Origin of the sequence: Nocardiopsis sp. NPDC101807 (assembly GCF_044766605.1) — a bacterium.
Lineage (GTDB): Bacteria > Actinomycetota > Actinomycetes > Streptosporangiales > Streptosporangiaceae > Nocardiopsis > Nocardiopsis tropica.
The window spans coordinates 168,924-194,293 of sequence record NZ_JBIWMK010000001.1 but is presented as its reverse complement, the minus strand read 5'-3'; the positions used below and the strand labels follow the sequence as shown (position 1 = coordinate 194,293).

The 25,370-nt window shown below is 75.5% G+C and carries 22 protein-coding genes and 1 pseudogene; 16 read left to right on the top strand and 7 right to left on the bottom strand.

Annotation, left to right across the window (positions count from 1 at the left end):
* Positions 1–78: 78 nt before the first annotated feature.
* Both ACIRPH_RS00905 and ACIRPH_RS00900 read left to right on the top strand, forming a co-directional pair.
* On the top strand, positions 79–660 hold the full coding sequence (locus ACIRPH_RS00905) for a sugar O-acetyltransferase (protein ID WP_402907773.1): 582 nt from the start codon (positions 79–81) through the stop codon (positions 658–660).
* A 151-nt stretch (positions 661–811) separates the two neighbouring features.
* Positions 812–1,189: a VOC family protein gene (locus tag ACIRPH_RS00900; RefSeq protein ID WP_402907770.1), complete on the top strand. Its 378-nt coding sequence runs from the start codon at positions 812–814 to the stop codon at positions 1,187–1,189.
* 296 nt (positions 1,190–1,485) lie between these two features.
* Here ACIRPH_RS00900 and ACIRPH_RS00895 read toward each other — a convergent pair whose 3' ends face one another.
* Complete coding sequence (locus tag ACIRPH_RS00895) at positions 1,486–2,094, bottom strand: TetR family transcriptional regulator (RefSeq protein ID WP_402907767.1); 609 nt, start codon at positions 2,092–2,094, stop codon at positions 1,486–1,488.
* Positions 2,095–2,168: 74 nt separating this feature from the next.
* Between ACIRPH_RS00895 and ACIRPH_RS00890 the strand changes: the two genes are divergently transcribed.
* The 7 genes from ACIRPH_RS00890 to ACIRPH_RS00860 all read left to right on the top strand — a co-directional run bounded on the left by ACIRPH_RS00890 (position 2,169) and on the right by ACIRPH_RS00860 (position 11,948).
* Positions 2,169–2,990 (top strand): SDR family NAD(P)-dependent oxidoreductase, encoded by an 822-nt coding sequence (locus tag ACIRPH_RS00890; protein WP_402907764.1) that lies wholly within the window; start codon positions 2,169–2,171, stop codon positions 2,988–2,990.
* A gap of 658 nt (positions 2,991–3,648) precedes the next feature.
* On the top strand, positions 3,649–4,971 hold the full coding sequence (locus ACIRPH_RS00885; protein WP_402907761.1) for an ABC transporter substrate-binding protein: 1,323 nt from the start codon (positions 3,649–3,651) through the stop codon (positions 4,969–4,971).
* Between the two features lie 210 nt (positions 4,972–5,181).
* The gene (locus ACIRPH_RS00880) at positions 5,182–6,666 is read left to right on the top strand and encodes an ABC transporter substrate-binding protein (RefSeq protein WP_402907758.1); all 1,485 of its coding nucleotides are present in this window, start codon (positions 5,182–5,184) and stop codon (positions 6,664–6,666) included.
* Positions 6,666–8,513 carry an ABC transporter permease subunit gene (locus tag ACIRPH_RS00875; protein ID WP_402907756.1) on the top strand — a complete coding sequence of 616 codons (1,848 nt, stop codon included), beginning with the start codon at positions 6,666–6,668 and terminating at the stop codon, positions 8,511–8,513. The genes ACIRPH_RS00880 and ACIRPH_RS00875 overlap by 1 nt, the downstream gene beginning before the upstream one ends.
* Positions 8,510–9,763: an ABC transporter ATP-binding protein gene (locus tag ACIRPH_RS00870; RefSeq protein WP_402907754.1), complete on the top strand. Its 1,254-nt coding sequence runs from the start codon at positions 8,510–8,512 to the stop codon at positions 9,761–9,763. Before ACIRPH_RS00875 ends, ACIRPH_RS00870 begins: the two co-directional genes overlap by 4 nt.
* Positions 9,764–9,813: 50 nt before the next feature.
* Complete coding sequence (locus tag ACIRPH_RS00865; protein ID WP_402907751.1) at positions 9,814–10,638, top strand: ABC transporter ATP-binding protein; 825 nt, start codon at positions 9,814–9,816, stop codon at positions 10,636–10,638.
* Complete coding sequence (locus ACIRPH_RS00860) at positions 10,635–11,948, top strand: MFS transporter (RefSeq protein WP_402907748.1); 1,314 nt, start codon at positions 10,635–10,637, stop codon at positions 11,946–11,948. Before ACIRPH_RS00865 ends, ACIRPH_RS00860 begins: the two co-directional genes overlap by 4 nt.
* Positions 11,949–12,076: 128 nt before the next feature.
* Here the strand turns inward: ACIRPH_RS00860 and ACIRPH_RS00855 are convergent, their stop codons facing one another.
* The gene (locus ACIRPH_RS00855) at positions 12,077–13,633 is read right to left on the bottom strand and encodes a BCCT family transporter (RefSeq protein ID WP_402907745.1); all 1,557 of its coding nucleotides are present in this window, start codon (positions 13,631–13,633) and stop codon (positions 12,077–12,079) included.
* 810 nt (positions 13,634–14,443) lie between these two features.
* Between ACIRPH_RS00855 and ACIRPH_RS00850 the strand changes: the two genes are divergently transcribed.
* From ACIRPH_RS00850 to ACIRPH_RS00840, 3 genes are all read left to right on the top strand, one after another.
* Positions 14,444–14,779: an ArsR/SmtB family transcription factor gene (locus ACIRPH_RS00850; protein WP_402907742.1), complete on the top strand. Its 336-nt coding sequence runs from the start codon at positions 14,444–14,446 to the stop codon at positions 14,777–14,779.
* Positions 14,779–15,507, top strand: a complete 729-nt coding sequence (locus ACIRPH_RS00845; protein WP_402907739.1) for a cation diffusion facilitator family transporter — start codon at positions 14,779–14,781, stop codon at positions 15,505–15,507. Before ACIRPH_RS00850 ends, ACIRPH_RS00845 begins: the two co-directional genes overlap by 1 nt.
* Before the next feature lie 451 nt (positions 15,508–15,958).
* A complete protein-coding gene (locus tag ACIRPH_RS00840; RefSeq protein ID WP_402907736.1) occupies positions 15,959–17,650 on the top strand; it encodes an ATP-binding cassette domain-containing protein in 1,692 nt (563 codons plus the stop codon).
* A gap of 31 nt (positions 17,651–17,681) precedes the next feature.
* Here ACIRPH_RS00840 and ACIRPH_RS00835 read toward each other — a convergent pair whose 3' ends face one another.
* Both ACIRPH_RS00835 and ACIRPH_RS00830 read right to left on the bottom strand, forming a co-directional pair.
* Entirely contained in the window at positions 17,682–18,050 is a 369-nt protein-coding gene (locus tag ACIRPH_RS00835) for a fluoride efflux transporter FluC (protein ID WP_402907733.1), read from the bottom strand.
* Positions 18,047–18,475, bottom strand: coding sequence for a fluoride efflux transporter FluC (locus ACIRPH_RS00830; RefSeq protein WP_402907730.1), 429 nt, complete (start codon positions 18,473–18,475; stop codon positions 18,047–18,049). Before ACIRPH_RS00830 ends, ACIRPH_RS00835 begins: the two co-directional genes overlap by 4 nt.
* Before the next feature lie 350 nt (positions 18,476–18,825).
* Here ACIRPH_RS00830 and ACIRPH_RS00825 point away from each other — a divergent pair, with 350 nt between their 5' ends.
* The 4 genes from ACIRPH_RS00825 to ACIRPH_RS00810 are packed head-to-tail and all read left to right on the top strand — an operon-like array spanning position 18,826 to position 22,773.
* Positions 18,826–19,860, top strand: coding sequence for an iron-siderophore ABC transporter substrate-binding protein (locus ACIRPH_RS00825; RefSeq protein WP_402907727.1), 1,035 nt, complete (start codon positions 18,826–18,828; stop codon positions 19,858–19,860).
* Between the two features lie 2 nt (positions 19,861–19,862).
* Entirely contained in the window at positions 19,863–20,900 is a 1,038-nt protein-coding gene (locus ACIRPH_RS00820; protein ID WP_402907724.1) for a FecCD family ABC transporter permease, read from the top strand.
* On the top strand, positions 20,897–21,949 hold the full coding sequence (locus ACIRPH_RS00815; protein ID WP_402907721.1) for a FecCD family ABC transporter permease: 1,053 nt from the start codon (positions 20,897–20,899) through the stop codon (positions 21,947–21,949). Before ACIRPH_RS00820 ends, ACIRPH_RS00815 begins: the two co-directional genes overlap by 4 nt.
* Positions 21,946–22,773 (top strand): ABC transporter ATP-binding protein, encoded by an 828-nt coding sequence (locus tag ACIRPH_RS00810; protein ID WP_402907719.1) that lies wholly within the window; start codon positions 21,946–21,948, stop codon positions 22,771–22,773. Before ACIRPH_RS00815 ends, ACIRPH_RS00810 begins: the two co-directional genes overlap by 4 nt.
* 166 nt (positions 22,774–22,939) lie before the next feature.
* Here the strand turns inward: ACIRPH_RS00810 and ACIRPH_RS00805 are convergent, their stop codons facing one another.
* The 3 genes and pseudogenes from ACIRPH_RS00805 to ACIRPH_RS00795 all read right to left on the bottom strand — a co-directional run.
* Complete coding sequence (locus tag ACIRPH_RS00805; RefSeq protein ID WP_402909426.1) at positions 22,940–24,172, bottom strand: AI-2E family transporter; 1,233 nt, start codon at positions 24,170–24,172, stop codon at positions 22,940–22,942.
* Between the two features lie 346 nt (positions 24,173–24,518).
* The gene (locus ACIRPH_RS00800; RefSeq protein ID WP_402907716.1) at positions 24,519–24,800 is read right to left on the bottom strand and encodes a hypothetical protein; all 282 of its coding nucleotides are present in this window, start codon (positions 24,798–24,800) and stop codon (positions 24,519–24,521) included.
* A 157-nt stretch (positions 24,801–24,957) separates the two neighbouring features.
* Positions 24,958–25,131 (bottom strand): annotated as a pseudogene (locus ACIRPH_RS00795) (BldC family transcriptional regulator); the annotation flags it as partial.
* Positions 25,132–25,370: the final 239 nt, after the last annotated feature.

The following is a 25,370-nucleotide window of genomic DNA, read 5'->3' as shown; positions in this document are numbered from 1 at the left end:
CGCGGGCCCGCGTCCCCGGTCGGGGGCCGGCGGGGGAGCGCGGACGCGGCCCCTCCGGGGGTGCGCCACAATCGCCGCATGACGACCGACGACCGCTTCATGCCGATCCACGACCCGGAGCTCCTGGCCAGGGGCGAACGCGTCCTGGGGCCCGAGTTCAGGGCGATGAGTGAGAGGGTGCTGCGGGCCACGGAGCTGACCTCACGCCTCAACGTCCTCCCCTTCGACGACGAGGCCGGCAGGTCCGCGCTGTTCGAGCAGATCCTGGGCCGGCCGCTGCCCGCGGGGGTGACGGTCTACCCGCCCTTCTACACCGACCACGGCCTGCGCCTGGAGCTGGCGGAGCGCGTCTTCGTCAACCAGGGCTGCACGTTCCTCGACTACGCCGGCATCCGGCTGGGCCGGGGGGTGATGGTGGGCCCGAAGGCCACGTTCATCACCGTGGGCCACCCGGTGGACCCCGGCGAGCGGCGCCGGTTCCTCAGCGGCGCGCCCATCGACGTGGCCGAGAACGTGTGGATCGGCGCCGGGGCCACGATCCTGCCCGGGGTCAGCATCGGCCGCGACGCCGTCGTCGCGGCCGGGACGACCGTGGCCGACGACGTGCCGGCGGCGAGCCTGGTGGCCGGACCCAAGGGCACCGTGCGCCGGCGCTGGTAGACCCGCCGCTCCCCGCCTCCGCGCACGCGGCGCGCCCGGCCCGGAACCCCTGGCCCCCGCCGGCCTCGCCCGGTACGGTCGCAGGAGCGTCCGGCCGTGCGGGCCCGCACGGCCGTCCGGGCAGTCCCCGAGCTGAGAGCGGGTTCCGACCATGGCATGCCGTATCACCGGCCTCGTGCTCAAGTCCCGAGACCCCGAGGCGCTGGCGCGGTTCTGGTGCGAGGTCCTGGACTTCGTCGTGCACGCCCGGGCGGAGGAGGGCGTCGGGATCGGCCCGCGCGAGGGGGCCGACGGTCCGCAGGCGGAGCTCGTCTTCCTGCGCAGCGACGAGCCGAGGAACGGGAGGCTCCCGCTGCACGTCGACGTCAACGCCACCGACCGCGACCAGGACGCCGAGCTCGAACGCCTTCTGGCCGCGGGCGCCGTGCGCGTCGACGTCGGCCAGACCGGGCAGGAGCCCTGGCACGTGCTCGCCGACCCCGAGGGCAACGAGTTCTGCCTGCTGGAGCCGCGCGTCGCCCCGGTCTGACCGCCTCGGCCGACGACGGGCCGGAGTCCGGTCCGCGCAGGCGCAGGGGGGCGGCTCCGTCCCGACGTGGGCACGGGGGACGTGCTGACGCCCGTGGTGACCGGCAGGGGCGCCACCGCCGGGGCCGCGGGTGGACGAGCGCGTCCCCGCCCTGGCGCCGGACGGGCTCAGGCCCGGCTCGGCCGCGCCCCAGCCGGGCCCCGCTCACCTCCGAGGACCCCGACCCGCGCGTCCGAGGCCGCGGGAAGGGCGTCGGGGGTACGGGGCGCGGCGGGCTCCGGCCGTCCCCGGCGCCCTCACCCCCGCACGGCGGAGACGGCCTCGTCCCACAGCTGTTCGAGGGGGACGGCGCCGTCGAGGCGGAGCCAGGTCTCGCTGGCCACGTCGAGGCAGGCCAGGGCGGTGGCCACGATCGCGGCGGAGCGGTGCTCGGCCGCCGTCTCGTCCAGGCCGTCCGCGGCGCGCAGGCGCAGGGCGAGTTCGGGGACGAGGAGTTCCTTCCAGGCGAGCTGCTTCTCCAGGTGGCGGGCGCGCAGGGAGGGGGTCCGGTGCAGCATCTGCCCTGTCCGGAGCTCGCGGTCGGTGTCGACCGGCTCCACGGTGCGCAGGGCCAGCAGGGAGGCCCGGACCGCCTCCCAGGGCTCCTCCTCGGGCGGGCGCTCCACGAGCGCGTCACGGACCCGGCGGCCGCGGTCGACGAGGTCGCCGAGGACCACGTCCTCCTTGGTCCCGAAGTAGCGGAAGAAGGAGCGGCGGGAGATCCCCGCGGCCTCGGCGATCTGGTCGATGGTCGTCTCCTCGAAACCGCGTTCGAGGAAGAGGCGCATCCCGGCCTCGGCGATCTCCCGGTGTACCGCTCGGCGGGTGCGTTCCCTCAGGCCCGGTACCGGTTCTTCAGTGCGCACCCCCGCACTCTACACAGTGCGTCATCATGCGACAAACTTGACACCGAGTGTCACCTCTGTCGTAAGGTGTCGGCATGAGCATCGACCACGCTTCGCAGACCACACTCATCACCGGGGCCAGTTCCGGCATCGGCGCCGCCCTGGCCCGCAGGCTCGCCGAACGCGGGACGAGCCTGGTCCTCGTCGCCCGGCGCGCCGAGAGGCTGGAGGCGCTGGCGGCCGAACTCCGCGACGCCCACGGCGTCGGGGTCGAGACCGTCTCCGCCGATCTCGGCCGCCCCGGGGCGGGAAGGGAGCTGGCCGCCGAGATCGACCGCCGCGGCCTGGGGGTGACCAGCCTCGTCAACAACGCCGGGGTCGGCATGGACGGCGCGTTCCGCGACCAGGACCCCGACGAGCTCGGCGCGATGGTCGCCCTCAACGTGGGCGCCGTCGTCGACCTCACCCGGGCCTTCGTGGGCCGGCTGGCCGAGAGGGGCGACGGCTACCTGGTCAACGTCGCCAGCATGGCCGCCTACCAGCCGATCCCGGGGATGGCCGCCTACGCGGCGACCAAGTCGTTCGTGCTGTCCTTCACCGAGGCGCTGTGGTGGGAGACTCGGGACAGCGGGCTGCGCACCATGGCGTTCTCGCCGGGGCTGACCCGTACGGAGTTCTTCGACGCGATCGGCGCCGAGGGGTACTCGGGCGGTTTCCAGACCCCCGACGAGGTCGCCCTGGCGATGATCCGCGCACTCGACCGCCGCAGGCCGGTCCCGAGCGCGCTCTCGCGCGCCGGCAACGCGCTCGCCACGTCCCTGTCACGGCTCTTCAGCCGCCGGTCCACCGTCCTGGTCACGGCCCGTGCCGCCCGATCGGCACAGCTGATGCGCAAGAGCCGCGCCGCCCTGTCCTAGGACGCGGTCCGTGGAGGCGTGCGGTCGGCACGGCGTTCGCGCCGACCGCCGCGAGCGGCAGCCGGGCCCCTCTCGCAGGACGAGGGGCGGAGGTCGGCCCGGGTGCGGGCCGCGGTGCGGCCGGTCGGCGTGCGTGTTCGGCATGGTAAACGCTTTCCAGCTTGGAGGGCAAGGCGTGGGGGAGAGATGCCGCGCAAGGCCAGGTCCGGTGTGTCGCGGGGTGCGGGGCCGGGTCCGTCGCCCCCGTGCTCCCCGGGGCGGCTGTCTCCCGTGGTCGCGCTGGTGGCAGTGGGGCCAGGGGGAGGCCGGGGTGTGGCGCGAGGGTGGCGTGTTCGGAATGTGACCGTTGACACCCCACGTGACGCGGTGCTAAAAAATGAACACTTGAGAACATGGATAGCGCTTACCAGCACGGTTGCGGCCATGCCGCTCCGTTCGTGACGCCCCGGCCCGGCGCCCCCACCAGGTGCGCCGCCGGTCGGAGCCCCGGCCGGGTCGAGTGCCGGGGGCCCGCCCCCGGAAGCCCCCTCCTCCCTCCGCCGCCCGCGGCGGCCCCGGCCGGTCCGCCGGCCCGACCCCACCCTCCCGACCGGACAGCAGTACCCCCTCCCGGGACGCAGCCGCCCCCGGAACGCAGCAGCCGAAGGGAAACACCACCATGCGCGTACCCCCCGGCCGAGGACGGTCCCGCGCGGGCCGCCGCGGCACCGCCCTCACCGCCACCGCCGCCGCGACCGCGATCGTCATGGCCGCCTCCGCGTGCGGGGGCTCCGGAGGCGACGGCGACACCGTCGAGCTCCGCTTCTCCTGGTGGGGCTCCGACGAGCGCCAGGCCACCATGCTCCAGGTCATCGAGAACTTCGAGGCCGAGAACCCCGGCATCCGCATCGCGGGGGAGAGCACCGACTGGAGCTCCTACTGGGACCGGCTGGCCACCAACACGGCCGCCAACGACGCCCCCGACATCGCCATGCAGGAGGAGCGCTACCTGCGCGAGTACGCCGACCGCGGCGCGCTCATGAACCTCGACGAGGCCGCCGGCCTGGACCTGTCCGGCCTGGACCCGCTCATCGCCGAGAGCGGCGACCTGGACGGCCAGACCTTCGGCGCGGCCACCGGCGTCAACGCCTACGCCATCCACGCCGACCCCGAGGCCTTCGAGGCCGCGGGCGTGGAGATGCCCGACGACGAGACCTGGACGTGGGACGACTACGTCGAGATCTCTGCGCAGATCACCGAGGGCAGCGACGGCGAGTACGTCGGCACCCAGAGCATGAGCTACAACGAGACCGGGTTCCAGGTCTTCGCGCGCCAGCACGGCGAGAACCTGTACGCCGAGGACGGCTCGCTGGGCTTCTCCGAGGAGACCCTGACGGCGTGGTTCGAGATCACCCAGGAGCTCCAGGACAACGGCGGCCAGCCGAGCGCCGCCGAGGGAGTGGAGATCCAGGGCGGCGGGGTCGACCAGTCGGTCGTGTCCACCAACCAGGGCGCGATGGCGCACTTCTGGAGCAACCAGCTCGGCGGGGTGGCCGAGTCCTCCGGCCGCGACATCCAGCTGCTCCGCTACCCGGGGGAGACCGAGTTCGAGCGGACCGGCGGGTTCTTCAAGCCGGCCATGTTCTACACCATCTCGGCGGGGTCCGAGCACCCCGAGGAGGCGGCTCTCTTCGTCGACTACATGCTCAACGACCCGGCGGTGGCCGAGCTGACCCTCGCCGACCTGGGCCTCCCGGCCAACGTGGAGGTGCGTGAGGCGATCGTCGACGACCTGCCCGGGGCCGACGCGCAGATGGCCGAGTTCATGAGCGGCATCGAGGACACGATCGTGGACGGCAACCCGCCGCCGCCGATCGGCGCGGGCCAGGTCGTGGAGATCACCGGGCGGATCACCGACAGCCTCGCCTTCGGCGACATCACCCCGGCCGAGGCGGCCGAGCAGTTCATGGCCGAGGTCGAGGCGGCCACCGGCGGCGCCTGACACCGGACGGGCGCGGGGGACCCTCCCTCCGCGCCCCGGGCCCGCGCCGTTTCCGCCCCTCCGGGCGGGCGGGGGCGGGACCGGCCGGAGGCGGAGCGTTCCGGGCGGACTGGTGGACAATAATGAAAACGGTTGTCATATGCTGTTTTGGCCGGTCGCGACACCGTCGCGCGGCGGCCCCGTCCGCACCCGACCCCTGGAAGAACCCCCGTGCACCTCCACAAAACCTCGCCCGGCGCCTGCCTGGCCGTGGCCGCCGCCCTCGCGGCCACCGGCTGCTTCCCCGCCGGAGACGACACCGCCGCCGACGACGGACGGATCTCGGTGGCCATGATGCAGCCGCCGCGCTCGGCCCTGTCGCCCCTCACCGACGACGCCTTCAAGCTCTCCCGGTGGAGCACCGCCGAGACCCTCGTCACCCTGGACGAGGTCGGCGACCCGCAGCCCGGCCTGGCCACCGAGTGGACCCGCACCGCCCCCACCGCCTGGACGTTCACCATCCGCGAGGGGGTGGAGTTCCACGACGGCACGGAGCTGACCGCCGACGTCGCCGCCCACGCGCTGGAGTTCGCGGCGCAGGCCTCGCCCAAGCCGCGCATCCTCGACGGCGTGGAGCTCGGGGTGGAGGCGCGGGGCGACACCCTGACCGTCACCACCGCCGAGGAGGACCCCCTCGTCCCGCAGCGGCTGTCCTCGCCGCAGCTGTCGATCCTCGCCGAGAGCGCCTACGAGGGCGGCGCGGTGAGCCCCGTCGGCACCGGGACCGGACCCTTCGAGCTGGTCGAGGTCACCGGGACCACCGCCGCCCGCCTGGACCGCTTCGACGGCTACTGGGGCGAGCCCGCCCTGGCCCCCGGCATCGACGTGGCGTTCGTGCCCGACGGGACCGCGCGCGCCGCCGCCCTGCGCACCGGCGAGGCCGACATCGTCGAGTCCGTGCCCACCTCCCAGGCCGCGCTCCTGGAGGAGGACACCCTCACCGAGGTCCCGATGCCGCGCACCAACACCCTCTACCTCAACACCGAGGAGGGGCCCTTCACCGACCCCGGCCTGCGGGCCGCCGCACGTGAGGCGATCGACCGCGAGTCCCTGGTCGAGGGCGTCTACGAGGGCCGCGCCGACGTGGCCGAGGGCCTCCTGGGCCCCGCGCTGCCCTGGGCCGCCGAGCGCCCCGCGCGCACCGGAGCAACGGAGGCGCAGGACCCGGACGGCGCGTCCGTCACCCTGGCGACCTTCACCGACCGCGCCGAGCTGCCCGAGGTCGCGACCGTCCTCGAACAGCAGCTGGAGGACGCCGGGTTCGAGGTGGAGCAGGTCGTGCGCGAGTACGCCAACATCGAGGAGGACGCCCTCAGCGGTGAGTTCGACGCGTTCATCCTCTCCCGCGCGACCGTCCTGGACTCCGGGGACCCCGCCGCCTACATGACCAGCGACTTCTCCTGCGACGGCTCCTTCAACATCGCCCAGCTGTGCGACGAGCGGGTGGACGCCGCGCTGGAGGCGGCCGAGCTGGCGCCGGCCGGCGAGGAGCGGCGCGCCGCGATCCTGGAGGCCGAGGCCGCCGTCCTCGACACCGACGCCGCCATCCCCATGCTGCACGAGCGCGTCATCCAGGGCGACGCGGCCGGCGTCGTGGACTCGGCCAAGGACCCGCGCGAGCGCCTGCTCGTCACCTCGCGCACCCGGCTGGACTGATGGGGGCCGCGTACCCGGGCGGGGCCGCGCCCCGGCGCCCCCGCCCGGCCCGCCGCTCCGGGCTCCTCGGCCCCCTGCTCTCCCGCGCGGCGGCGCTGGCCGTCATCACCGTCGTGGTCGGCCTGCTCCCGTGGCTGTCCGGCCGCGACCCCGCGCTGTCCGTGCTGCGGGCCCGCTCGGCCGAGCAGGAGCCGACCGAGGAGGCCCTGAACGCGATCCGCGCGGAGCTGGGGCTCTCCGACGGCCCGCTGGTGATGCTCGGCCGCTGGTTCGGCGGGGCGCTCCGCGGCGACCTGGGCGCCTCCTGGGTCTCCGACGCCCCCGTCCTGCCCGCGGTCGTCTCGGCCACGGGGGTGTCCCTCCTGGTCATGGCGTGCGCGCTCGGCGTGGCCCTGGTGCTGGCGGCCCTGCTGTGCGCCCCCGCCCTGGTGCGCGGGGCGCGCGGCACGCTGCGCCCGGGCGGGTCGGGCAGCGGCGCGGTCGCCGCCATGTGCACGGCCCTGCCCGAGTTCCTGGTCGCCGTCCTGCTCATGGTCTCCCTGTCGGTGTGGCTGGGCTGGCTGCCGCCGTACGGCTGGCAGGGGCCGGTCAACCTGGTCCTGCCGGCCCTGGCGCTGGGCATCCCGGCCGGAGGGCTGCTGGGACGGCTGGTCGACGACGCCCTGCCCTCCGTGTTCGCCGAGCGCTGGGTCGGCCTGTGGTCCGCCTCGGGATGCTCCCCGGCCGTCATCGGCGCGGCCGCGCTGCGCCGGGCGACCCCGGCCCTCGTCCCGCAGTTCGGCATGGTCGCGGTCGGCCTGACCGGGGGAGCGGTCGCCGTGGAGACGGTCTTCGCCGTCCCCGGGATCGGCCGCACCGCCCTGGGCGCGGCCCAGGCCCAGGACCTGCCCGTGCTCCAGGGCGCGGTCCTCGGCCTGGTGCTCCTCGGAACCGCGGCGGGCCTGCTCGCCCAGGCGGCGCGCCGGTGGATGCTGGGGCCCGGCCTGCGCGACGCGGCCCTGACCCTGTCGCCGCCGCCCACGGCCCCGGCCGGCGCGCTGCGCCGGTCGGTGCCCGCGGTGTGCGCGGCGCTGCTCCTCACCGTGTGCGTGTGGGGGCTGACCCGGGACGCGATGACCGTGAGCGTGGCCGAGCGCCTCGCCGGACCCTCGTGGGCGCACCCGCTGGGCACCGACGCCGTGGGCCGCGACGTGCTCGCCCGCCTCGGCCACGGGGCCGTCGCCACCGTGGGCACCGCGGCACTGGTGTGCCTGGTGAGCCTCGTGGTCGCGCTGGTGGTCGGGTTCCGGCCCGCGCTGGCGGCGGGCGCCGCCGACATGGCCAACGCCCTGCCGCCGGTCATCGCCGGGATCCTCGTGGCCGCCGTCATGGGCCCCGGCCCCCTCGGCGCCTCGGTGGCCGTGGCCCTGGTGTCCTGGCCTCCGCTCGCCGCGCACGCGGCCTCGCTGGTCCAGGAGACGCGCGCCGCCGCCTACCTCGACGCCCAGAGGGCCCTGGGGGCCGACCCCCGGTGGATCCTGGTGCGGCACGTCCTGCCCGCGGTCCTGGGCCCGGTGGGCCGCAACGCGGTGCTCCGGCTCCCCGGGATCGCCCTGGCCCTGGCCTCGCTGGGGTTCCTCGGCCTCGGGGCCCAGCCGCCCTCCGCGGAATGGGGGCTGAGCCTGTCGGAGTCCCTGCCCTACGTGGAGCGCGCGCCCCTGGCCGCGCTCGCCCCGGGCGCCATGCTCATGCTGCTCGCCGCGTTCGCGGTCTCCCTGTCCACCCTGCCCCCGGGAGGGCGGGCCGCCCGGCGGCGCCGGGTCCCGGCCGCCGCCGGGGCCGGAAACCCGGAAGGAGCCGGACGATGAACGACGGCGCTCCCCATGACGCAGCCGCCGGTGGTCCCCGCTCCCGTGGCGGCGCGCCCTCCGGCGGCACGGCCCCCAGCGGTGTTCCCCGCGACGGCGCTTCCCACGACGCCGCTCCCCGCTCCCATGGCGGCCACGGCGACGCGCCCTCCGGCGGCGACGCGCTCGACGGCGCTTCCCGCGACGCAGCCCCGGGCGACGGGGCCGCGTCCGCCGTTCCGCCGAGCGACGCCGCCCCCGGCCGCACGCCCCTGCTGAGCGTCCGCGACCTGCGGGTCACCCTGCGCGAACGCGGCGGCACCGCCGTCCCGGCCGTGCGCGGCCTGTCCTTCGACGTGCACCCCGGCGAGGTGGTCGCCCTCGTGGGGGAGTCGGGCGCCGGGAAGTCCCTGACCGCCCGCGCCGTCCTGGGCCTGGCGCCCCACGGCGCGCAGGTCTCCGGAAGCGTCCTCCTGGACGGGCAGGAACTGGTCGGCGCGCGCCCGTCCGTCCTGCGCTCGGTGCGGGGGCGGCGGATGTCGCTGGTCCCCCAGGACGCCCTCACCGTGCTCAGCCCCGTCCACACCGTGGGCGCCCAGCTCGTCCGGGCCGTGCGCTCGGTGCGCGGAACCGGCCGGGCCCGGGCGTGGGAGGAGGCCGTGGCCGCCCTGGACCGGGTCGGCATCCCCGACGCCGCCCGGCGCGCGCACGCCTACCCGCACGAGTTCTCCGGCGGCATGCGCCAGCGCGCCGTCATCGCGATGGCCACGGTCAACCGGCCCGACGTCGTCTTCGCCGACGAGCCCACCACCGCCCTGGACCCCGTCATGCAGGCCCGTGTCCTGGAACTCCTGTGCGGGCTGAGCGGGCAGACCGGGACCTCGGTCGTCCTGGTCACCCACGACCTCGGGGTCGTCGGCGGCCACGCGGACCGGGTGGTGGTCGTCTACGCGGGGCGTCACGTCGAATCGGGCCCGGTGGACCGGGTCCTGACCGACCCGCGTGCCCCCTACACCGCCGGGCTGCTCGCCGCGCTCCCGCCCCGGGAGGCGCGGGACCGCAGGCTCCCCGCCATCGCGGGATCGCCCCCGTCGCCGACGGCCCTGCCGGAGGGCTGCGCGTTCGCGCCGAGGTGCCCCCTCGCCGGGACACGCTGCCGCGCCCACGAGCCCTCCCCGGTCGTGGCGGGCGAGCCGGGGAGACTGGTCTCGTGCCACCGCTGGCAGGACCTCCCCGACCCGGCGCACTCGCTGTTCGAGGACGCGCCGTGACCACGGCACGGCGGCGCCCGCACCCCGCACACCCCACGAGGAAGGACGACATGACCCACCCCGACCCGCCGCTGCTGGCCGTTCGCGACCTGGTGGTGCGCTACCCGGGGCGCGCGCGGCGTTCCGCGCCCGTGACGGCCGTCGACGGGGTGTCCTTCGACGTCCGCGCGGGGGAGACGCTCGCCCTGGTCGGGGAGTCGGGGTGCGGGAAGACCAGCACGGCCTCCGCCGTGGTGGGCCTGCGCCGGCCCGACTCCGGGTCGGTGCGCTTCGAGGGGAGCGAGCTGACCACGATGGACCCGGCGCGCCTGCGCGCCCTGCGCCCCGCGTTCCAACCGGTCTTCCAGGACCCGTACGGGTCGCTCAGCCCCCGCCTGCGCGTGCGCGACGCCGTCGCCGAGCCCCTGCGCGTCCACGGGCGCTGGGACCGGGAGACCGGACCGGACCGCGTGGCCGCCCTGCTGGACACGGTCGGACTGGACGCCTCCCACGGCGACCGGCTGCCGCACGAGCTGTCCGGGGGGCAGTGCCAGCGCGTCGGGATCGCCCGCGCGCTGGCCTGCGAGCCGCGGCTGCTGGTCCTGGACGAGCCGGTGTCGGCCCTGGACCCCTCGGTGCGCGCCGGGGTGCTCAACCTGCTCACCGGCCTCCAGGACACCCTGGGCCTGGGCTACCTGTTCATCTGCCACGACCTCGCGCTCGTCGGACACGTCGCCCACCGCGTCGCGGTCATGAGGGAGGGGCGCGTCGTGGAGACCGGGCCCGCCCGCCGGGTGCTCTCGCAGCCCTGCGACCCGTACACGCGCGAGCTGGTGGAGGCGTCCCCGGCGGCCGTCGGGGCGCCCCGCGCACGCACCGTCCCGACCGCGCCGTGAGCCCCGCCGGTGACGCCCGGGGGAAGGCGGGGAACGCGGAGGAGGCAGGGCCTAGGCGCGGAGGGCCCCCGGGAACGGGGCGGGCGGCCGCGGCGCTGCGCGACGCGCGCGGCCTGCCCCCGCTGGCCCTGCTGCTGGTCGGCTCCCAGTTCGCGTTCAACGTCGGCTTCTTCGCCGTCCTGCCCTACCTCGCCGACCACCTGGGCGGCGGGCTGGGCCTGGCCGGGTGGCTGGTCGGCCTCGTGCTGGGCCTGCGCACCTTCAGCCAGCAGGGCCTGTTCGTCGTGGGCGGCACGCTCACCGACCGGTTCGGCGCGCGGCCGGTGGTGCTGGCGGGCTGCGCGCTGCGGATCGCCGGTTTCTGCTGGCTCGGCTTCGCTGAGGGCACGGCGTCGGTGATCGCGTCGGTGCTGCTCATCGGGTTCGCCGCCGCGCTGTTCTCCCCGGCGGTCGAGACGGAGATCGTGCGCCAGGCGGTGCGGCACGAGCGGGCCTCGGGCACGCCCCGCACACGCGTCCTCGCGCTGTTCTCCGTCTCCGGGCAGGCGGGGACGCTCGTCGGCCCGCTGCTGGGCTCGCTGCTCCTGCTCGGCGGGTTCCGGGCCGCGTGCCTGGTGGGGGCGGCGGTGTTCGCGCTCGTGCTCGCCGGGCACCTGCGGCTCATGCCCCGGCCGGAGGCGCGTGGGGACTCCGGCCCGCAGGCCGGGCAGGGCCGTCCCCGCCTGCGCGAGGGGGTGCGGCTCCTGCTGGGCGACCGCCGCTTCCTGGGGCTGTGCCTGGCCTACAGCGGCTACCTGCTGGCCTACAACCAGCTCTACCTGGCGCTGCCGGGGGAGGTGGAGCGGGCGACCGGCTCCCAGGCCGCGCTGGGGTGGCTGCTCGCGTGGTCCTCGGTGCTCTACATCGCCGCGCAGTTCCCGGTGCTGTCCTGGGCCGCGGCCCGGCTGTCCCGGCGCGCGACCCTGGTGTGGGGGCTGCTGCTGGTCTCGCTGGGCTTCGCCTCCGCCGCGGCGCTGGCACCGGTCGGGGCCCTGGGCGGTCTGCTGCCCTCCGTCGCGTTCGTCACCGCGCTGACCCTGGGCCAGGTGCTGATCGTGCCGACGGTCCGGGCCTGGCTCCCCGACCTCGTGGACGACGCCCGCCTGGGCCTGTCCACGGGCGCGCTCTCCTCGGTGTCCGGGCTGGTGGTGCTCCTGGGCAGCGTGCCCGCGGGGGCGCTCCTGGACATGGGCGGCCCGGTCCCCTGGCTCCTGCTCGCCGCCGTGCCGCTCGCCGGGGCGGCGCTGGTCCCGCGCGGCCCCCGCTCCTGACCGCGCCGGGCGGCCCCGCTCGGGGCCGCCCGGCGCGGTCGGCGGGGCGCCCCGTCCTCAGGACCCGCGCTCCCGCCGCCGTCCCGCGTCCGCGCCGGACCGTGCGGACGGGGCGCCCTCCGGCCGGGTCAGGGGCTCTCCTCCGGAGCGGAGCGGGCCGGGTGTCCGGGCGTGTCGGCCGCCCCCGCGTCCTCCGCCCGCAGGTCGCGCCAGAAGCACACGACCACGCCCACGATGACGACGAGGAAGGGGGCCGAGGCCACGATGACGGTCTGCTGCAGCGCGTCCAGACCCCCCGAGAGCAGGAGGATGATCGCCAGGGCCCCGGTCATCGCCCCCCACAGCAGCAGGATCGGCACGCGCGGGCCGAGGGAGCCGCGGGTGGTGAGCATGCCCAGCACGTAGGTGTTGGCGTCGGCCCCCGAGACGAAGAAGAGCACCGCCAGGACCACCACCAGCGCCGCCGTGACGGCGGGCAGCGGGAACTCGGCCAGGGTGGTGAAGAAGGCGCTGTTGAGGTCGGCCGCCGTGGAGCCCGCGATGTCGGTCCCGTGGTTCAGGTCCAGGTCGATGGCCGAGCCGCCGAAGACGGAGAACCAGGCGAAGAAGGCCAGGCTGGGCATGCCGAGGACGACCAGGACGAACTGGCGGATGGTGCGCCCGCGCGAGATGCGCGCCAGGAACACCCCGACGAAGGCGCCCCAGGACACCCACCAGGCCATCATGAAGTACGTCCAGCCCTGCATCCACGCGGTGTCGCCGAACGCCGGTCCCCGCAGGCTCATCAGGAGGAACTCGTCGCCGTACTGGCCCAGGGACTCCAGGAAGAGGGAGACCAGGAACGCCGTCGGGCCGAGGAACAGCACGAACACGAACAGCAGCGCGGCGACCGACAGGTTGACCTCGCTGATGTAGCGGATGCCGCGCTGGACGCCGGAGGCGGCCGAGAGGCTGAAGAGGGCCGTCACGACGACCACGATCACCACCTGGGTGGTGGTCCCGGTGGGCGTTCCCAGGAGCCGGTTCAGGCCGCTGTCGATCTGCAGGGCCCCCAGGCCGAGCGAGGTCGTGGTCCCGAACAGGGTGGCGAAGACCGTGAAGACGTCGATGGCCTTGCCGGCGGGGCCGTCGGCGTGTCGTCCCAGCAGCGGCCGGAAGAGGGCGCTGACCAGGCCGGGGCGCTTCTTGCGGTACATCGAGTAGCCCAGGGCCAGCCCGAAGACCGCGAAGATCGCCCAGGCGTGCAGCCCCCAGTCGTAGAAGGAGTACTGGAGCGCGCGGACCGCCGCCTCGGGGGTCCCGGGCTCGGCGAGGCCGTGGGGAGGGACGGCGAAGTGCGAGATCGGCTCGGCGATGCCGTAGGAGACCAGGCCGATGCCCATCACCGCGCACAGGATCATGGCGATCCAGGTGTGGGTGGCGAACTCGGGCCGGTCACCGTCGTCGCCCAGCCGGATGCGTCCGTAGCGGCTGAAGGCCAGTCCGACCAGGAGCACGAGCAGCAGAAGGGGGAGCAGGAGGTAGGCCCAGCCGAACCCGGAGGTGATCCGGTTCAGGGCGGAGTTCATCACGGCCATCTGGTGGTCGGGGGCGGCCACGCCCCAGACCACGAACAGCGAGGAGAGGGCGAGGGAGGCCCAGAAGACCGTCCCGACGGCGCCGCGGGCGGTGGCGGAGTCATTCATGGGTGGACTCCTCTCTGGAGACGGCCACCACGCGCGGTGGCGCCGCGGGGCACGGGGCCCCGCGCCGCAGCGGACCGCGGTCCTCGTCTGTTCTGGTGCCAAGAGCGGGTTTCACAGCGGTGAACTTCCTGTCGGTGGGTGGGAGCGGCAAGGACTGCCGGGGTCTCCTGACACGTGCGCGGCCGCTGGATCGCTTCAGGGCCGTGCGGGAGGATGCGAGGACGGGGCGCCGGCGCGGGGATGCGTCCCCGCGCCCGTGCCACCCGGATCCGCTTCGCGGAACGACTCCGCAGCGCGATCACCGGCGGCGCTCACCGGCAGGGGAGCCCCTGTGGGAGGCGGCGCGCGCCGAGGTCTGCGGCTCGGGCCGCACACCGGTCCGTGGGGCTCTCCGACGGGTCCGGGCCGAAGGGCCGGTCCGGCGTCGGTCCCCTCGCGCACTGTTCCTGCGGCGCGGGGCGGTCGAGTCGTTCCAGATCAAGGCGATGCCGGAGAGTCCCGGAGCGAGGTTACTCGCACGCTGGCGCGCGCCCGCCCGGCTCGACCTCCCGGTACGCCGCGGACCGCTCCGGACCCCGGGGCCGCCGCACCCCGGCCGTCCCGCCGTGGCCGGGGCACGGGGGAGCGCGGCCGCGACCGGGGAGGGGCCCGGATCCCCTGTGCCCCAGCCGTTGTCGGCGTCCGGCGGCCCTCGGACACGCCGCCCTCCGGCCGGGGCGGCCACCCGCCCGCTCCGGCCGGAGGGCGGCGTGCGCTCGCACACGAGCATTCATGATTTCCTGAATCCAGGATTTTGTGTATCGTCAGGGCATGATCTCCCTCGCCACCGACATCGACGCCCTGGCCCGGTTCGGCCGGGCCCTGGCCGACCCCCTCCGCTGCCGGGTCCTGCTGGCCCTGCGCGAGAGCCCCGCCCACCCCGCCGACCTGGCCGAGACCCTCGGCATCAGCCGCACCCGCCTGTCCAACCACCTGGCCTGCCTGCGCGACTGCGGCCTGGTCGTGGCCGTGCCCGTGGGGCGGCGGGTGCGCTACGAACTGGCCGACGCCCGCCTCGGACACGCCCTGGACGACCTGCGCCAGGCCGTGCTGGCCGTGCGGACCGACGCCGCCTGCGCGGACGCCGCCGAGAAGGGCTGCTGCTGATGGCGCACCCCCTCGCCGCGCTCCCGGACGAGGACCGCCGCGCCGTCCTGACCCGGCGGGTGCGCCTGCTGGTCGCCGTGACCATCGCCTACAACCTCGTCGAGGCCGCCGTGGCCATCACCGCGGGCAACCTCGCCTCCTCCGCCGCCCTGATCGGCTTCGGCCTGGACTCGCTCATCGAAGTCTCCTCCGCCCTGGCGGTCGCCTGGCAGTTCTCCGCCCGCGACCCCGGCGTGCGCCGGGCGCGGGAGGGGCGGGCGCTGCGCGTCATCGCGGTGGCCTTCTTCGCCCTGGCCGCCTACGTCACCGTCGAGGCCCTGCGCTCCCTGCTCGGCGGGACCGAGGCGGCCCCCTCCGCCGTGGGGATCGTGCTGGCCGCCCTGTCGGTGGCGATCATGCCGTTCCTGTCCCTGGCCCAGCGCCGCGCGGGCCGGGAGCTGGGCTCGGCCACGGCGGTGGCCGACTCCAAGCAGACGCTGCTGTGCACCTACCTGTCGGCCGCCCTCCTGGTCGGGCTGGGGGCCAACGCCCTGTTCGGGTGGGCCTGGGCCGACCCGGCGGTGGCGCTGCTCATCGCCGTGCTGGCGGTCAAGGAGGGGCGGGAGGCCTGGCGCGGGGACGCCTGCTGCGCCCCGGCCGGGATCGCCCTGACCGCGCCCGGCGCCGATGCCGGGACCGAGGGGGCCGACGGGTGCGGATGCGCCCCCGGCTGCTCCTGCCGCCCCTGACCCCGCACCCTCCCGCGGCCCCGGTTCCCGGCCGGGGCCGCGCCCCTTCCGGCACGGGGGGACGCGCACGGCCGCCGCCCCGGGCGGGCGCCCGGGGCGGCAGGGGGAGGCCCCGCCGCCGACAGCGGTCCACGGAGGACGGCCCGTCGCCGCCGCTCCGCTGCTCCGCCACCGCGCCGCCAGCTGCGGATCCTCCGGCCGGCGGGGCGAACGGCCGTCCGACCCGGGCCCGCCGGAAAACCCGTGGCCACAGGAGCGCACGGTGACTACCCTGGGAAGCGTGCATCTACCTCTCTACCTCTGAGCGCATCCCGAGCGCCCGCCCCACAGCCGCTGTGGCCGCGGGCCCACGACGTCTGCCATGACCCCCGAAGGGGTCTTCCCGTCAGCTCGGAGAGCTCCCGCACACCCCGTGTCCACGGCCGGGGCGGAGCTCTGTTCGGAGGAGAGAATGACCACCGTCAACCCCGTGTCCGGCCTGCCCGCAGGCGAGCGGGCGCAGATCACCCTGTCCGGAGTACGCGTCGACCGCGGCGGGCGCACGGTCCTGTCCGGCGTCGACATGGCCCTCACCCCGCGGTCGCGGTGGGGGATCGTCGGCGAGAACGGCCGGGGCAAGTCCACGCTGCTGCACGTCCTGGCCGGGACGCTCGCACCCGACGCCGGAACCGTCCGGCGCGTGGGCACCGTCGGCGTCGCCGAACAGGAGATGGAGGCGGACGGCGGCCGGACCGTCGGCGACCTGGTCGACGCCGAACTCGCCGCCGCGCGGACCGCCCTGGCCGCGCTCGACGCGAGCGCCGCGGCGCTGGCCGACGGGCTCCCCGGCGCCGCCGAGGAGTACGCGGCGGCCCTGGACGCCGCGGAGGCGCTGGACGCCTGGGACGCCGACCGGCGCGTCGACCTGGCCCTGGAGAACCTGGGGGCCGTCACCGACCGGTCGCGCCCCCTGGAGCGTCTGTCGGTCGGTCAGCGCTACCGCGTGCGGCTGGCGTGCCTGCTGGGCGCCTCGCACGACTTCCTGCTGCTCGACGAGCCCACGAACCACCTCGACGCCGCCGGCCTGGACTTCCTGACCGAGCGGCTGCGCGGCCACCACAACGGGGTGGCGCTCGTCAGCCACGACCGCGCCCTGCTCTCGGACGTGGCCACGACGATGCTCGACCTCGACCCGAGCCGCGACGGCGAACCCCGCGTCTACGGCGGGGGCTTCGCCGGGTACCAGGAGGGCCGGCGGGCCGAGCGGGAGCGCTGGGCCGCCGAGCACGAGCAGCAGCAGGCCGAGCACGCCCGCCTGACCCAGGACCTGTCGGCGGCGCGGAACCGGCTCGTCAGCGGGTGGCGCCCGGAGAAGGGGACCGGCAAGCACCAGCGGGCCACCCGGGCGCCCGCCCTGGTGCGCGCCGTCCACCGGCGGCGCGACGACCTGGAGGAGCACGCGCTCACCGTGCCGCCGCCCCCGCTGCGGTTCCGCATGCCGGAGCTGCGGGCGCGGCCCGGGACGGACCTGGTCGCGGCCGAGGGGGTCACCGTGGAGGGGCGCCTGGACCGGCCGGTCTCGCTCACGCTCCGCTCCGGCGACCGGGTCGTGGTCACCGGGGCCAACGGGGCGGGCAAGTCGACGCTCCTGTCGGTGCTGGCGGGGCGCGTCGAGCCGACCGGGGGCGGTGTGCGGACCGCGCGCACGGCCCGGGTGCGCCTGCTGGCGCAGGAGTCGCCGCGCGCGGGCGCGCGCCGTGCCCACGAGGTGTACTCCGCCCACGTGGCACGGCTCGTCGGCTCGGGCGCCCTGGCGGAGGGGGAGGCGGTCCCCCTCTCCTCCCTCGGCCTGCTCCCGGCCGGGGACGCCGCGAGACCGCTGCGCGAGCTGTCCACGGGCCAGCAGCGGCGGCTCGACCTGGCGGTGGCGCTGGCGTCGCGCCCCGACGTTCTGCTGCTGGACGAGCCGACCAACCACCTCTCGATCGCCCTGGTGGAGGAGCTCACCGAGGGGCTCGGCTCCACCGGGGCGGCCGTGGTGATCGCCACCCACGACCGTCAGCTCCGGCGGGACACGGCCTCGTGGGAGCAGCTGGACCTGCGGCCCGGGGCCTCCGCGGCCCGGATCGCGGAGCGCTCGGCCGCCGGGGGCCGACCGGGGTGAGCGGACCCGGGGCCGCGGCGCGGGCCTGTCCTCACACCAGCGCGGCGGCCCCGAACCCGGCCGCCGCCGCGAGTACGGGCACGACGGCCGTCAGGGCGATGTTGGCGAGCGCGTGCGGCCGGCCCCGGTGCTGCGCCAGGTGGACCGTCTCCACCATGGCGGTGCTGAAGGTGGTGTAGCCGCCGCAGAAGCCCATCCCGGCCGGGCCCGCCCACACGGGCGCGGCCCCGTGGAACATCACCGCCCCGGTGAGGGCCCCCAGGAGGAGCGAGCCGCTGGTGTTGATGAACAGGGTGGCCCAGGGCAGCGTCGTGGTCCACCGGTCGCGGATGGCGCCGTCCACCAGGAAGCGGACCGCCGCGCCCAGCCCCCCGCACAGGGCGATCAGGACCCCCGTCACCGCGGTGCCCTGTCGGGGCGTGAGCACATCGCGGGGGCCCGGTCGCCGCCGGCCGCCAGGATCCCGGCCAGCGCGGCGAGCAGCCCCAGGACGATGCTCGCCGCCGTGTACGCCGCGGCGGCGGCCGGTCCCGGCTGCGCCGAGAGGGAGACGGTCTCGACGGCCAGGGCGCTGTAGGTGGTGAACGATCCGAGCGCGCCGGTGCCGAGGAACAGCCGCACCCGCGCGACGGCCGGCGTCTCCGGCCCGCGCGAGGACAGGGTCTGGAGCAGCAGGCCGAGCAGGAAGGCCCCGGCGACGTTGACCGCCAGTGTGGCCAGGACCCCCGCGCCGAACGCCTCCCCGGCGGCCCCCGCCAGGTAGCGCAGGCCCGTGCCGAGCACGCCCCCGGCGAAGACCAGGGGCAGCGCATGCCGGTGACCCATCGAACCCCTTCCTCCGGACCGTGCCCGGGCCCGCCGCGCCCGTCCCGCGTCCGCCCCCCGTCGGTCGGCCCGGGAACCGGTGCGCGGCGGCCGTCCGGGCGCTCCCGGCCCCGGGACATGCTTCTGCGGACCGGGGCCGGAGGGAACACGGCGCTCGGGGACCTGGCGGAGACTTTACCCACGCCCCCGTGCCCGGAGCGGGGGCGGCGCCGATCCGCCACCGGGGGCGCGTTCCGGGGCCCGCGTCCCATGGGCGGGAGGTTTATCCGCCTACCTCCGTTTTGTGGGGATTGAGGTTCTGCTAATTTAGGCGAGCCTACCCTCATTCCTCCAAGAGTGGATGTACCCTGATGCGCTCCCAACGGTTCACGGCACTGACCGCTGCCGCAGTCACCGTCCTCACCCTCGCCGCATGCGGCGCCCAGCCGGAAGAAGAGGAGGCCGCCGCCGAAGGCGGGTCCGGCGAGTACCCCGTCGTCATCGAGCACGCCCTGGGCACCACCACCATCGAGGAGCAGCCCGAGCGGGTCGCCTCCGTGAACTGGGCCAACCACGAGGTCCCCCTGGCGCTCGGCGTCGTCCCCGTCGGCATGGCCGAGGCCAACTTCGGCGACGACGACGATGACGGCGTCCTCCCCTGGGTCGACGAGAAGCTCGACGAGCTCGGCGCCGAGACGCCGGTGCTCTTCGACGAGAACGACGGCATCGACTTCGAGGCGGTCGCCGACACCCAGCCCGACGTCATCCTCGCCTCCTACTCCGGGCTCACCCAGGAGGACTACGACACGCTGAGCGACATCGCCCCCGTCGTCGCCTACCCCGAGGGCCCCTGGGCCACGTCGTGGCGCGACATCATCCGGCTCAACAGCCAGGCCATCGGCCTGGCCGAGGAGGGCGACCAGCTCATCGCCGACCTGGAGCAGGAGATCGCCGACGTCGTCGCCGAGTACCCGCAGCTCGAGGGCAAGTCGGCCATGTTCATGACCCACGTCGACCCGACGGACGTCAGCGAGGTCGGCTTCTACACCACCCACGACACCCGGACCCTCTTCTTCGAGGACCTGGGCCTGGAGACCCCCGGCAGCATCGCGGAGCTCTCCGCCGGCACCGACCAGTTCTCCCTCTCCCAGAGCACCGAGCAGATCGACGCCTTCGACGACGTCGACATCATCACCGGCTACGGCGACGACACGGGCGAGCTGCTGGAGATCCTCCAGAGCGACCCGCTGCTCTCCAAGATGCCCGCCGTGGAGCGCGACTCGGTCTACCTCCTGCCCGGCAGCTCCCCCCTGGCCACCGCCGCGAACCCGACCCCGCTGTCGATCTCGTGGGTGCTCGAGGACTACGTCGCGGCGCTCGCCGAGGCCGCCGACAAGGTCCAGTGACGATGGTCGTCACCCCTCCCGCACCGGACGCCCGCACAGAGCGGCGCCCGGTGCGGGCGCGTTCGCTCTGGCTGCTCCTCGCCCTCGCCGTGCTCGCGGCGGCCGTACTGGCCTCCGTCGCCTGGGGCTCCCGCATCGTCGGCCTCGCCGACGTCGTCGCCGCCCTGGGCGGAGCGGACGAGACGATCGAGCAGGCCGCCGTCACCAAGCGGGTGCCGCGCACCCTCCTCGCGGTGCTCGTCGGCGCCGCCCTCGGCCTGTCCGGGGCGGTCATGCAGGGCGTGACCCGCAACCCCCTCGCCGACCCGGGCATCCTGGGCGTCAACATGGGCGCCTCCCTCGCCGTGGTCTGCGGCATGGTCTTCTTCGGGCTCACGTCCCCGAGCGGCTACATCTGGGCGGCGATCGGCGGGGCCGCCGCCGCGGCCGTCTTCGTGTACACCGTGGGCTCGCTCGGCCGGGGCGGCGCCACCCCCCTGAAGCTCGCGCTCGCGGGCGCCGCCACCTCGGCGGCGTTCTCCTCGCTCGTGACCGCCGTCGTGATGCCGCGCAACGACGTGGCCGGGAGCTTCCGGATGTGGCAGATCGGCGGCGTCGGCGGCGCGTCCTTCGACGGCGTCGTCCGCGTCCTGCCCTTCCTCGCCGTGGGGCTCGTCCTCAGCCTGATGTCGGCGCGGGCCCTCAACTCCCTCGCCCTGGGCGACGACCTGGCCGCCGGACTCGGCGAGCGCGTCGCCGTCGTGCGCGCGACCGCCGCGCTCGGGGCCGTGCTGCTGTGCGGCGCGGCCACCGCCGCCGCAGGCCCCATCATGTTCGTCGGCCTCGTCGTCCCGCACATGTGCCGCCTGCTCATCGGTGTGGACCACCGGTGGCTGCTGCCGTTCTCCGCCCTGCTCGGCGCGGCCCTGCTCACCGCCGCCGACGTCGTCGGCCGCGTCGTGGCCCGCCCGGCCGAGGTCGAGGTGGGCATCGTGACCGCGCTGATCGGCGCACCGGTCTTCATCTACATCGTCCGTCGGCAGAAAGTGCGTGCCCTGTGAGCGCGGAAACCGCCCCCCGACCCCTCGGCGTCGAGGCCGTCACCCGCGGCCGGGTCCGGCGCACCGCCAGGCGGGGCGCCGTCGTCGCGGTGCTCGCGGTCCTCATCATCGCCGTGTTCGCCACCAGCCTCATGGTGGGCCGGACGTTCTACCCGCCCGCCGACGTCGTCGCCGTGATCCTGGGCGAGCAGGTGCCCGGGGCCTCCTTCACCGTCGGCACGCTGCGCCTGCCCCGGGCGGTGCTGGCGGTCGCGGCCGGGCTGTGCTTCGGCATCGGCGGCGTCACCTTCCAGACGATGCTGCGCAACCCCCTGGCCAGCCCCGACATCATCGGGATCAGCTCCGGGGCGAGCGCGGCGGCGGCCTTCGCCATCGTGGTGTTCTCGCTGGGCCGGACCGGGGTGTCCGTCGTCGCGATCACCGCCGGGCTCGCCGTCGCCCTGCTCGTCTACGCCCTCGCGTTCCGCGGCGGGGTCGCCGGGACCCGCCTGATCCTCATCGGCATCGGCATCGCCGCGATGCTCGACAGCCTCACCAGCTACGTCCTCTCCCAGGCGGCCGAATGGGACCTCCAGGAGGCCATGCGCTGGCTGACCGGCAGCCTCAACGGCTCCACCTGGACCGAGACGGTGCCGGTCCTGCTGGCCCTGGCGGTCCTGGCGCCCCTCCTGCTGAGCCAGTCCCGCAACCTCTCGGCGATGCAGCTGGGGGACGACACCGCCTCCGCGCTCGGGGTGCGCGTCGAGCGCACCCGCGTGATCGTCATCGTCGCCGCCGTCGGCCTCATCGCCTTCGCGACCGCCGCGGCCGGGCCGATCGCGTTCGTCGCGTTCCTGTCCGGACCCATCGCCGCCCGCATCGTGGGGCCCGGCGGCTCGCTCCTGGTGCCGTCGGCCCTCGTGGGCGCGCTCCTGGTCCTGGTCGCGGACCTCGCCGGCCAGTACGCCTTCGGGACGCGCTTCCCGGTCGGCGTCGTCACCGGCGTGCTCGGCGCGCCCTACCTCGTCTACCTGATCGTCCGCACCAACCGCGCCGGAGGCTCCCTGTGACCGCGAAACACTCCCTGGAGGTCCAGGACCTCGCGCTCGGCTACGGGGACCGGGTGGTCATCGAATCCCTCGACCTCGCCGTGCGGCCGGGCGGCATCACGGTGATCGTCGGGGCGAACGCCTGCGGGAAGTCCACGCTCCTGCGGTCGATGTCGCGCCTCCTCGCCCCCAGGAAGGGGCGGGTGGTCCTCGACGGCAAGGAGGTGCACCGCACGCCCGCCAAGGAGCTGGCGCGCACCATGGGCCTGCTGCCCCAGTCGCCGATCGCCCCCGAGGGGATCACCGTCGCGGACCTCGTGGGCCGCGGACGCCACCCCCACCAGGGGATGTTCACCCGCTGGAGCCGGGAGGACGACGCCGCGGTCGCGGCGGCGCTGGAGGCGACGCACACCTCCGACCTGGCCGAGAGGTCGGTCGACGAGCTCTCCGGCGGCCAGCGCCAGCGGGTGTGGATCGCGATGGCGCTCGCCCAGCAGACCGACCTGCTGCTGCTGGACGAACCCACGACGTTCCTCGACGTGAGCCACCAGGTCGAGGTGCTCGACCTGCTCACCGACCTCAACCGGGAGCGCGGCACGACCATCGTCATGGTCCTGCACGACCTCAACCTCGCCGCCCGCTACGCCGACCAGCTGATCGCGCTCGCGGACGGGCGGCTGCACGCCATGGGCGAGCCCGCGCAGGTGCTCACCGAGGACAGCGTGCGCGCGGTGTTCGGCCTGGAGAGCCGGGTCATCCCCGACCCGACCACGGGCAGGCCCCTCATGCTCCCCCTCGGACGCCACCACGTGCTGGAGCCCTCGGGCCTGGCCGCGGAGAGCTGACGGGTCCGGCGGGGCGTTCCGGTCCGGCGGGGAGGGGCGCCCCGCCGGGCGTTCCGGCGCCCGGGCGTCTCGCCCCTGTGCGTCCCGGCCCGGGAACCCCCGCGCGGTGGGGGCCGGAGCGGGCCCCGCAGGGGAGGCCGCCGCTCCGGCCCCGCCCGCGCCCCGTTCACCCCTGGGCGGGCGGGGTGGGTCCCGGGCGGTCGCCGGTCCCCGTCGCGGTCCCGCCGCCGCCCGGGCCGGTGTCGCCACCGGCCTCGCGGGTGCCGCCGTCCTCGCCGGGGCCGCTGTCGTCCCCGGGGGGAGCGTCGCCCTCCCCGGTCTCCGCCGCGGGTTCCTCCCCGGCCTTGGCCGCCGAGAGCAGGTGGTGCTCCTCCACCTCGTACCGGCGGATGTAGGTGCTCAGGAACGCCTGGAGGCTCGCGCCCATCGGCAGGGCGAGCAGCGCTCCGGGCGCTCCCAGGATGGCCACGCCCGCCAGGACCGAGCCGAAGGCCACCGCCGGGTGCATGTCCAGGGTCTTGGCGGTGATGCGCGGCTGGAGCAGGTAGTTCTCGAACTGCTGGTAGACGATCACGAACACCAGCACCCACACCGCGGGCCAGATCCCCACGAGCAGCGCCACGAGCACGGGGACCGCCCCGCCGATGTAGGTGCCGACCGTCGGGATGAACTGCGACAGCACGCCCACCCACAGCGCCAGCGCGAACGCGAAGGGGATCTCCAGCACGACCAGCACCGCGTAGTGCGCACCGGCGCAGACCAGCGCCAGGAGCGCCCGCGAGTACAGGTAGCCGCCGGTCTTCTCGATGGCGATCTCCCAGGCGCGCAGCGTCTCGCGCTGTGTGCGGGGCGGCAGCACCGAGCAGATCACGCGGCGGAAGCGCGGCCCGTCGGCGCACAGGTAGAAGGTGAAGAGCGCGATCGCCAGGCCGTTGAAGAGCAGGGCCATCACGGTCGTCCCGGCCCCCCAGACGTTGTCGGCGATCGCGGAGGCGTACTGTTCGACGACCCCGCTGGCGCTGGAGATCTCGTTGAGCAGCGTCGTCGGCGAGTAGGTGGTGTCGAACGTGGTGTTGACCCAGTGCAGCGCGGCGCGGATCATCGCCGGAACCTCGGAGGCGAAGGCCAGGACCTGGCCGACGAGCATGGACCCGAGCAGGCTGAAGAACGCCACGACCAGCACCATGACCATGAGCATCACGGCCCCGGTGGCGGGGCCGCGCGGCCAGCGGTGCCGGTGGAGCCAGTTGACGGCGGGTTCCAGCGCGAGCGCCAGGAACAGCGAGATCAGCAGCAGCACGATGAGGTTCTGCAACCGCAGGAACAGCCACAGGGCGATGCCGAACGCCGTGACGATCCACATGGCCAGCATCATGGCCCGGGGGAGCCAGGGCGGCATGCCGCCACCGCGGTCGGGGCGCGGGGCCCTGGGAGGCATGGTGCTCGTGTGCAAGCCGGTCTTCCTTCTGTGTGCCGCGCACGACGGAGCGCGCGGCGTTGCGGGGGTGTCTCCCCGGACGATAGCGGTCCCCGCAGGGTGTTTCGCCCCTCCGGCACGGCCGGTGTGAACCCGGTCGGCCTCGTCACCGGTCCTCCTCCCTGCGACGGGAGGAGGACCGGTGGCGCACGGGCCCCTCGGCAGCGAGGGGACGGGGGCGTCCCCCGCGCCTTCCGGGAGCGGGGGAGGCCGGTCCACGCATCCGCACGCCCCGCGGGCGAACCGGCCACGGAGGCGCCGCGCCGCTTCACCCGTCCGGGGGCGTCGCGGTGCGGTGGTGGTGCCATTGGCGGATCGCGGCGCCCAGGCACGCGGTGTCGGCGGCGTCCACCTGGGCGCGGGCGGCGTCCAGGCGGGCCTGGGCGGCGGCGACCTGCTGCTGGGCGGCGATCTGGGCCAGGCGCGCCAGCCCCGCGGCGGCGTCGGCCGCCGCCCGCTCCCGCGCGCGCATCGCCGTGTGGGCACGGTGTTCGGCGTGCTCGGTGTAGGGGCGCGGGAGCGGGGTCCCGTCGCTGGACGGCGCGTTCACCCTGGTCCCTTCCCTCTCAGGGTTCGTCGGTCTGGGTGCGCAGGGTGGTGATGAGGTCGTCGATGCGTGCGGCGGCGGTGGGGTCTCCGTGGGTCGTGGCCAGGTCGCGGACCTCTTCCAGGGCCAGCAGGACGGCTCCCCCCTCGCGCGGGGTGGTGAGCAGGGCGTTGATCTGGGTCTGGGGGTAGCGGCGGTGTCCGCCGAGGGTTTTGACCGAGGCGAGGCGGCCGTCTTTTTCCCAGCGGGTGACGGTCTTGGGGTCGACGCGGAAGAGGCGGGCGACTTCGCCGGGGGTGAGCAGGGCGTCGGCGGTCTCGACGAGTTCGGGCAGGGGTGCGGTGGGCACGTGGTTCTCCGTCAGCGTGTGTTTGTTTGTCGGTTGTCGGGTGCGGGTGGTCGGCGATCGGGTGTCGGTGGAGGGTCGGTTGTGGTTGGAGGGGCCGGGTCCGGTCCGGGGAAGTGCGACCGGACCCGACAGGGTGGGGCGGGGCCCCCGGCCCCCCCTATGGCGGCGGCCCCCCCGCCCCGGGGGGAGGCACCCGGCGGGGAACCCCCCGGGGTTCGGCCCCG

Excerpts from the sequence above, each read along its gene's own strand:
- ACIRPH_RS00845 (WP_402907739.1), top strand. The coding sequence starts at position 14,779 with ATGGCGCACCCCCTCGCCGCGCTCCCGGACGAGGACCGCCGCGCCGTC.
- ACIRPH_RS00820 (WP_402907724.1), top strand. The coding sequence starts at position 19,863 with ATGGTCGTCACCCCTCCCGCACCGGACGCCCGCACAGAGCGGCGCCCG.
- ACIRPH_RS00885 (WP_402907761.1), top strand. The coding sequence starts at position 3,649 with ATGCGCGTACCCCCCGGCCGAGGACGGTCCCGCGCGGGCCGCCGCGGC.
- ACIRPH_RS00840 (WP_402907736.1), top strand. The coding sequence starts at position 15,959 with ATGACCACCGTCAACCCCGTGTCCGGCCTGCCCGCAGGCGAGCGGGCG.
- ACIRPH_RS00865 (WP_402907751.1), top strand. The coding sequence starts at position 9,814 with ATGACCCACCCCGACCCGCCGCTGCTGGCCGTTCGCGACCTGGTGGTG.
- ACIRPH_RS00830 (WP_402907730.1), bottom strand. The coding sequence starts at position 18,475 with ATGGGTCACCGGCATGCGCTGCCCCTGGTCTTCGCCGGGGGCGTGCTC.
- ACIRPH_RS00825 (WP_402907727.1), top strand. The coding sequence starts at position 18,826 with ATGCGCTCCCAACGGTTCACGGCACTGACCGCTGCCGCAGTCACCGTC.
- ACIRPH_RS00900 (WP_402907770.1), top strand. The coding sequence starts at position 812 with ATGGCATGCCGTATCACCGGCCTCGTGCTCAAGTCCCGAGACCCCGAG.
- ACIRPH_RS00875 (WP_402907756.1), top strand. The coding sequence starts at position 6,666 with ATGGGGGCCGCGTACCCGGGCGGGGCCGCGCCCCGGCGCCCCCGCCCG.
- ACIRPH_RS00890 (WP_402907764.1), top strand. The coding sequence starts at position 2,169 with ATGAGCATCGACCACGCTTCGCAGACCACACTCATCACCGGGGCCAGT.
- ACIRPH_RS00850 (WP_402907742.1), top strand. The coding sequence starts at position 14,444 with ATGATCTCCCTCGCCACCGACATCGACGCCCTGGCCCGGTTCGGCCGG.
- ACIRPH_RS00805 (WP_402909426.1), bottom strand. The coding sequence starts at position 24,172 with ATGCCGCCCTGGCTCCCCCGGGCCATGATGCTGGCCATGTGGATCGTC.
- ACIRPH_RS00855 (WP_402907745.1), bottom strand. The coding sequence starts at position 13,633 with ATGAATGACTCCGCCACCGCCCGCGGCGCCGTCGGGACGGTCTTCTGG.
- ACIRPH_RS00905 (WP_402907773.1), top strand. The coding sequence starts at position 79 with ATGACGACCGACGACCGCTTCATGCCGATCCACGACCCGGAGCTCCTG.
- ACIRPH_RS00870 (WP_402907754.1), top strand. The coding sequence starts at position 8,510 with ATGAACGACGGCGCTCCCCATGACGCAGCCGCCGGTGGTCCCCGCTCC.